The organism is Amycolatopsis sp. NPDC003676 (assembly GCF_053587275.1).
The window spans coordinates 1-6,434 of the sequence record NZ_JBSFNS010000209.1; the positions used below are offsets into that span (position 1 = coordinate 1).

The window sequence follows — 6,434 nt, forward strand, 5'->3', positions numbered from 1 at the left end:
GGATCGCCGGCTGCGCGGACTGCGGACGCCTTCCCGGCGGCCGGGTCTCGCAACGGCGAGGACAACCGCGACGGCGCGGACGACAACCGGTCCTGGAACTGCGGCGTCGAGGGCCCGACCGACGACGAGGAGGTGCTCGCGCTGCGCGACCGGCAGCGGCGAAACCTGCTCGCCACGCTGCTGCTGTCGCAGGGCGTGCCGATGCTGCTGCATGGCGACGAGCTCGGCCGCACCCAGCAGGGCAACAACAACGCCTACTGCCAGGACACCGAACTGTCCTGGATGGATTGGGAACTCGCCACGGAGAACGCCGATCTGGTCGAGTTCACCGCCGCGCTGACCGCGTTCCGCAAGGCGCATCCGGTGTTCCGCCGCCGCCGGTTCTTCCAGGGCAAGCCGGTGCGCAAGGGAGAAGAACTCGGCGACATCGCCTGGTTCACGCCCGCGGGCGAGGAGATGACCGAGCAGAACTGGGACGACGCGTTCGGCAAATCGGTGGTGATTTTCCTGAACGGGGAAGGGATTCCGGACCTCGACCCGCGCGGGATGCCGGTGGAGGACGATTCGTTCCTGCTCGCGTTCAACGCGCACTGGGAGGACATCGCGATGACCTTGCCGGGCAACGGCTACGGTCGCGAATGGACAGTCGTGGTCGACACCGAGACCGGCGCGGTGGGGGAGACGGACGTCGAGCCGGTCGAAGGCGGCGGCAAGTTCACGCTCGCCGCGCGCTCGCTGGTCGTGTTGCAGCGCACCGCGAAGGAGGGCGAATGAGCACGCCCTCCTCGACATACCGGGTGCAGTTGCGGCCGGAGTTCGGCTTCGCCGAGGCTTCCGGGATCGTGGATTACTTGCGCGAGCTGGGCGTCGGCGCGTTGTACGGCTCGCCGATGCTCGACGCGACGCCCGGGTCCACGCACGGCTACGACGTCACCGATCCGACGCGTGCCCGGGGCGAATTAGGCGGCGAAGAGGCGCGAAAGGCGTTGTCGGCGCGGCTGAAAGACGCCGGGCTCGGGTTCGTGGTGGACATCGTGCCGAACCACATGTCCGTCGAGGCGCCGAAGGCGAACCAGTGGTGGTGGGACGTCCTGCGGAACGGCCAGGATTCGCCTTACGCGCCGTTTTTCGACATCGACTGGACACGCGGACGATTGCTGCTGCCAGTCCTCGGCGAGGACGGCGACGAGCTGACCGTCGAGGGTGACGAACTCGTCTACTACGACCACCGCTTCCCGATCGCGCCCGGCACCGGCCACGGAACGCCGCGAGAGGTGCACGCGCGCCAGCATTACGAGCTGGTCGGCTGGCGGCGCGGCAACCGCGAGCTGAACTACCGGCGGTTCTTCGACATCACGAACCTGGCCGCAGTCACCGTGGAACGGCCGGAGGTGTTCGCCGAGACGCACGGCGAGGTGCTGCGCTGGGTGTCCGACGGCGACGTCACCGGCCTGCGCGTGGACCATCCGGACGGGCTCGCCGACCCCGGCGGCTACTTCCGGCGGCTCCGCGAGGGCGCGCCCGGCGCGTGGCTGGTGGCCGAGAAGATCCTGCACCCGGGCGAGGCGCTGCCCCAGAGCTGGCCGGTCGACGGGACCACCGGATACGACGCGCTGCGCGAGATCACCGGCGTGTTCGTGGACCCGGCCGCCGCGTCGGTGTTCACCCGGCTCGCCGCCGAGCAGGGCGTGCGCACCGACTACCACTCGGTCGAGGAACGCGCGCGGCGTTTGGTGACCGACGGCATCCTGGTCGCCGAGGTGCACCGGATCGCCGCGTTGCTCCAAGGCGTGGACGCTGACGCGGCCCGCGCCGCCGTGGCCGAGGTGATGATCGCGTTCCCGGTCTACCGTTCTTATCTCCCGGAGGGCTCCGGGCATTGGGCGACGGCCGTCGCTCGGGCGCGCAAGCGGCGGCCCGAACTGGCCCCGGCGCTCGACGCGCTCGACAGCCAGGTGCGCGGCGCGCCGGACGGCGAACTGGCGACGCGGATCCAGCAGACGTCCGGCATGGTCGTCGCGAAGGGCACCGAGGACACCACGTTCTACCGGTTCACCCGGTTCGCCGCGCTGAACGAGGTCGGCGGAAACCCGGACCGATTCGGCTTGAGCACCGGGGAATTCCACACGCTGGCCGCGGGCCGGGCGGCCGCGGCTCCGGCCACGATGACCACGCTGACCACTCACGACACGAAGCGCTCCGAGGACACCCGCGCGCGGATGGCCGCGCTGTCGGAGGTGGCCGACGAGTTCGCGGTCGCGGTCCGGAGGTGGACCGCCGCGCGCGGGATCGACGAGCCCGCGCTCAATCTCCTTGCGTGGCAGACGCTTGTGGGCGCGTGGCCGATCTCGCCGGAGCGGCTGCGCGACTACCTCGACAAGGCCGCGAAGGAAGCGAAACTCCGCACCTCCTGGACGGACCACGACGAGGACTTCGAGCGAGCCGTCGCCGAATGGCCGTCCGCGGTGCTGGGCGATGCGGACTTGGCTGCGGACGTCGAGTCGTTCGTCAAGCGGGTTCGCGGCGCGGGCTGGGCGAATTCGCTAGGCCAGAAACTGGTGCAGCTGGCCGGGCCCGGCGTGCCGGACGTCTACCAGGGCACCGAGTTGTGGGACTACTCGCTGGTCGATCCGGACAACCGCCGCGAGGTCGACTACGCCGTCCGGCGCTCCCTGCTGGAACGCGTCCAGGCTGGCGAAACCCCCGAGATCGACGAGACCGGCGCGGCGAAGCTCTTGGTGGTGCACCACGCGCTGACGCTGCGCCGCGACCGGCCGGAACTCTTCACCGGATACCGGCCGCTGCAGGCCGAAGGCGTTGCCGCGGAACACCTTCTGGCCTTCGAGCGCGGCGAGGGCCTGGCCGTCGCGGTCACGCGGCTGCCGCTCGGGCTGGAGCGTGCGGGCGGCTGGCGCGACACTGTCCTGCCGCTGCGCGCTGGCGAATGGACCGACGTGCTGACCGGCCGCGGGGTCGGCGACGCACCGCAGGCTTCGGCGTTGTTCGACCAGTACCCAGTCGCGCTTCTGGTGCGGGAGGACTCCTGATGTTCCGCGTATGGGCACCTTCGGCCGAGCGCGTCCGCGTCCGCGTGGACGGCGCCGACCACGAGATGACGGCCGCCGCCGACGGCTGGTGGCAGGCCGACGTCACCGGCACCGACTACGCCTTCCTCCTCGGCGACGACGACCGCCCGCTGCCGGATCCGCGCTCGCTGCGCCAGCCGAACGGCGTGCACGAAGCGTCGCGTGTCTACGACCATTCCGCGTTCCAATGGACCGACCAGTCGTGGACCGGACGGCAGCTGCCCGGCGGCGTGGTCTACGAACTGCACGTCGGCACCTTCACCGAGGCAGGCACGTTCGACGCGGTCATCGACCGGCTCGGGCACCTCGTCGACCTCGGCGTCACACACGTCGAACTGCTGCCGGTGAACTCCTTCGACGGCACCGCGGGCTGGGGCTACGACGGCGTGCTGTGGGGCGCGGCGCACGAACCGTACGGCGGTCCCGACGGGCTGAAACGCCTGGTCGACGCTTGTCACGCACGCGGGCTCGCCGTGGTGCTCGACGTCGTCTACAACCACCTCGGCCCGTCCGGCGCCTACCTCGACCGGTTCGGCCCGTACTTCGCCGGCCGCACCGACTGGGGCGCGGGTCTGAACCTCGACGGCGAGGGTTCCGACGAAGTCCGCCGCTACGTCCTCGACAACGCCCTGGGCTGGCTGCGCGACTTCCACCTCGACGGCCTGCGCCTGGACGCCGTGCACGCCTTGGTGGACAAACGCGCCGTGCACCTGCTGGAAGAACTCGCCACCGAGGTCGAAGCCCTGTCCGCGGCCCTGAACCGGCCGCTGACGCTGATCGCCGAGTCCGACCAGAACGACCCGAAGCTCGTCACCGCTCGTGACGCCGGCGGCTACGGCCTGCACGCGCAGTGGTCCGACGACCTGCACCACGCGCTGCACGTCCGGCTCACTGGCGAAACCACGGGGTATTACACCGATTTCGCCGAGCCCGGCGCGCTGGCCAAAACCCTGCGGGAGGCGTTCTTCCACGCCGGGACCTGGTCGTCGTTCCGCGCCCGCACGCACGGCCGCCCGCTCGACCGGCGCGTCGCCCCCGGCCACCGGTTCCTGGCCTACCTGCAGGACCACGACCAGATCGGCAACCGCGCGACCGGCGACCGGCTGTCCGCGACCGTCTCGCCCGGCCTGCTGGCCTGCGGCGCCGCGGTGGTGTTCTGCTCGCCGTTCACGCCGATGCTGTTCATGGGCGAGGAATGGGCCGCGGAGACGCCGTGGCAGTTCTTCGCGTCGTTCCCGGACCCGGAACTGGCCGAGGCCGTCCGCACCGGCCGCCGCCGCGAGTTCGCCCGGCACGGCTGGGGAGAAGCGGACGTCCCGGACCCGATGGACCCGGCCACCGTCGCCCGCTCGCGGCTCGACTGGGCCGAACCGGGCAAACCTGGCCACCGGGAAATCCTGGGCCTGTACCGGACGCTGATCAGGCTCCGCCGCTCGCGTCCGGAGCTGACCGATCCACGGCTCGACCGGGTGGTGGTGGAGACCGCGCCGGACGATTCGTGGCTGATCCTGCACCGCGGCGGACTGCGGCTGGCGTGCAACTTCGCGGCGAAACCGGTCGAGGTCGCGGTGGCGGGGGAGGTGCTGGCTTCGTGGGGGAATCCCGAGGTGGGGGATGAGGCGACGGTGTTGCCCGCGGAGTCGTTCGTGGTGGTCGCTACTCGCTGATCTCCGGGGTCATGGGCCGGGCCTGAGCCCAGTGCTTCTCGAACTCGGCCGCGCTGATCTCCCAGTCCGCGGTCTCCGGAGCGAAGAGGTCCGCGAAGGGCGGGTTGAGCGGCCAGTCGTCGGGGCCGCTGCGCAGCGCGGTCCCGACATCGGGCACTTCGACCTGTCGGGTTCGGCGTCCGTCCGGTCCGACCTCGACCAGCCAGTCGGTGTTCTCCTCGTCGTCGTGCCGGCGCAGGTGCACGACCTCCCGATCCGCGGGCGCGCCGAACCCGGCGCGCCCGCGCTGCCTGTCGCGCTCGGCGCGCAAGCTGTCCAGCCCGGCGGGCATTTCGGCGTCGTCGACGTCGACCTCCGGCAGCCCGTCGTCCCGGTACCGGGCCACGACCTCCGGATCGGCGACCACCTCGGTCCAGGCGAACGTCTCGCGGATTTCCCGTTCGGACCGCGCCGAGATCCACCACCAGAGACCGCCCACGCCGTAGTCGTGCAGCACGAGGAAGGAGCGCTTGGCCGCGGCGTCGCCAGTCATGAGAACGGAGCGTAGCGGCGCAGCATCGACGTCAGCGCCCCAGCCACCCGGTCGCGAAGCTCTTGCGGCGCAACGACTTCCGCCAACGGCCCAAGCCGCAGCAAATCATGGACGGCCTGGCCGTGGTCCTCAACCGGAACGACCACCCGCGTCCACCCGTCCGCCTCGGCAACCCCGCTCTCCAACGCAGCACGCGCGATGGCGGGCTCGGCAAGCTGAGGCAACAGCCGCATCCCCTCCGGGGACAGTCGCAGCACCGCCTCGCCCTGGCGCCGTCGCGAGTCGAAGTCGTCGAGATAGGACTGCCAGTACCCGCCGAGATCGAAATCCTTAACCCGGTCAAAGGTCTCGTCCAGCAGCACCGTCTCCACGATCCGCGCCACCCGGTAAGTCCGGAACTCCCCGGAACGCGCGACCAAGTACCAGTGCCCGGCCTTGAGCACCACGCCGTACGGCTCGACGGTCCGGGTCACTTCGTGCGGCGCGGCCCAGCGCTGATACCGGATCCGGACGCGGCGCTGCTGCCACACCGCGTCCGAGACGGTCGGCGGCTGCGGGGTGACCTCAGCGCCGTCGTACCAGGACGCCGCGTCCAAATGGAACCGCTCGCGGACCCGGTCCGCATGAGACCGCAGTTCGGCGGGCAGCGCGGCCAGCAGTTTGCGCTCCGTAGTCGCGACGACGGGACCGAGACCGAGCCCGGAAGCCGCGGCGGGCAGGCCAGTGAGGAAGAGCGCCTCGGCTTCCTGCCTGGTCAGGCCGGTCAGCTGGGTGCGATACCCGTCGACCAGCCGGTAACCACCGTCGTGGCCGGGCTCGCCGTACACCGGGATCCCGGCCGCGCTCAACGCCTCGATGTCGCGGTAGATCGTCCGCGGGGTCACCTCCAGCCGGGCGGCCAGGTCGTCCGCGGTCCTTGGCTGCCGGGCCTGCAGCAGCAACAGGATGGAAACAAGCCGGCTCGCGCGCATGGGGTCAGTGTCTTTGGCGCCGACTTCGTCGGCGCGGGCGGGATCGCCTTCAAGCCGGCGTCTGACGGAGCTGCGTACCCGGCAAGCCGTATTCGATCACGTGCGGGCCCGCGTATTGCGAGGACCGGGCGCGGACCCGGTTCACGTTCAGCATCCTCGGCAACGACACGCCGCTGAT

At 70.9% G+C, this 6,434-nt stretch carries 4 protein-coding genes and 1 pseudogene; 3 read left to right on the forward strand and 2 right to left on the reverse strand.

The genetic code is table 11. The features are described from left to right. The 3 genes and pseudogenes from ACWDNU_RS44615 to treZ all read left to right on the forward strand — a co-directional run. Positions 1-774: pseudogene (locus ACWDNU_RS44615) on the forward strand (glycogen debranching enzyme); the annotation flags it as partial. Then, positions 771-3,047, forward strand: coding sequence for a malto-oligosyltrehalose synthase (gene treY, locus ACWDNU_RS44620; RefSeq protein WP_449673298.1), 2,277 nt, complete (start codon positions 771-773; stop codon positions 3,045-3,047). The pseudogene ACWDNU_RS44615 and the gene treY, both read left to right, overlap by 4 nt. Beyond that, positions 3,044-4,753 (forward strand): malto-oligosyltrehalose trehalohydrolase, encoded by a 1,710-nt coding sequence (treZ, locus tag ACWDNU_RS44625; RefSeq protein WP_449673301.1) that lies wholly within the window; start codon positions 3,044-3,046, stop codon positions 4,751-4,753. Before treY ends, treZ begins: the two co-directional genes overlap by 4 nt. On the opposite strand, the gene ACWDNU_RS44630 is transcribed toward treZ, so the two are convergent. Together ACWDNU_RS44630 and ACWDNU_RS44635 are read right to left on the reverse strand one after the other, a co-directional pair. Then, complete coding sequence (locus ACWDNU_RS44630; RefSeq protein ID WP_449673299.1) at positions 4,743-5,285, reverse strand: hypothetical protein; 543 nt, start codon at positions 5,283-5,285, stop codon at positions 4,743-4,745. The genes treZ and ACWDNU_RS44630 overlap by 11 nt on opposite strands. After that, on the reverse strand, positions 5,282-6,256 hold the full coding sequence (locus tag ACWDNU_RS44635) for a helix-turn-helix transcriptional regulator (protein WP_449673300.1): 975 nt from the start codon (positions 6,254-6,256) through the stop codon (positions 5,282-5,284). The genes ACWDNU_RS44630 and ACWDNU_RS44635 overlap by 4 nt, the downstream gene beginning before the upstream one ends. Positions 6,257-6,434: the final 178 nt, after the last annotated feature.

Coding starts and splice junctions, on each gene's coding strand:
- ACWDNU_RS44630 (WP_449673299.1), bottom strand. CDS start 5,285: ATGACTGGCGACGCCGCGGCCAAGCGCTCCTTCCTCGTGCTGCACGAC.
- treY (WP_449673298.1), top strand. CDS start 771: ATGAGCACGCCCTCCTCGACATACCGGGTGCAGTTGCGGCCGGAGTTC.
- ACWDNU_RS44635 (WP_449673300.1), bottom strand. CDS start 6,256: ATGCGCGCGAGCCGGCTTGTTTCCATCCTGTTGCTGCTGCAGGCCCGG.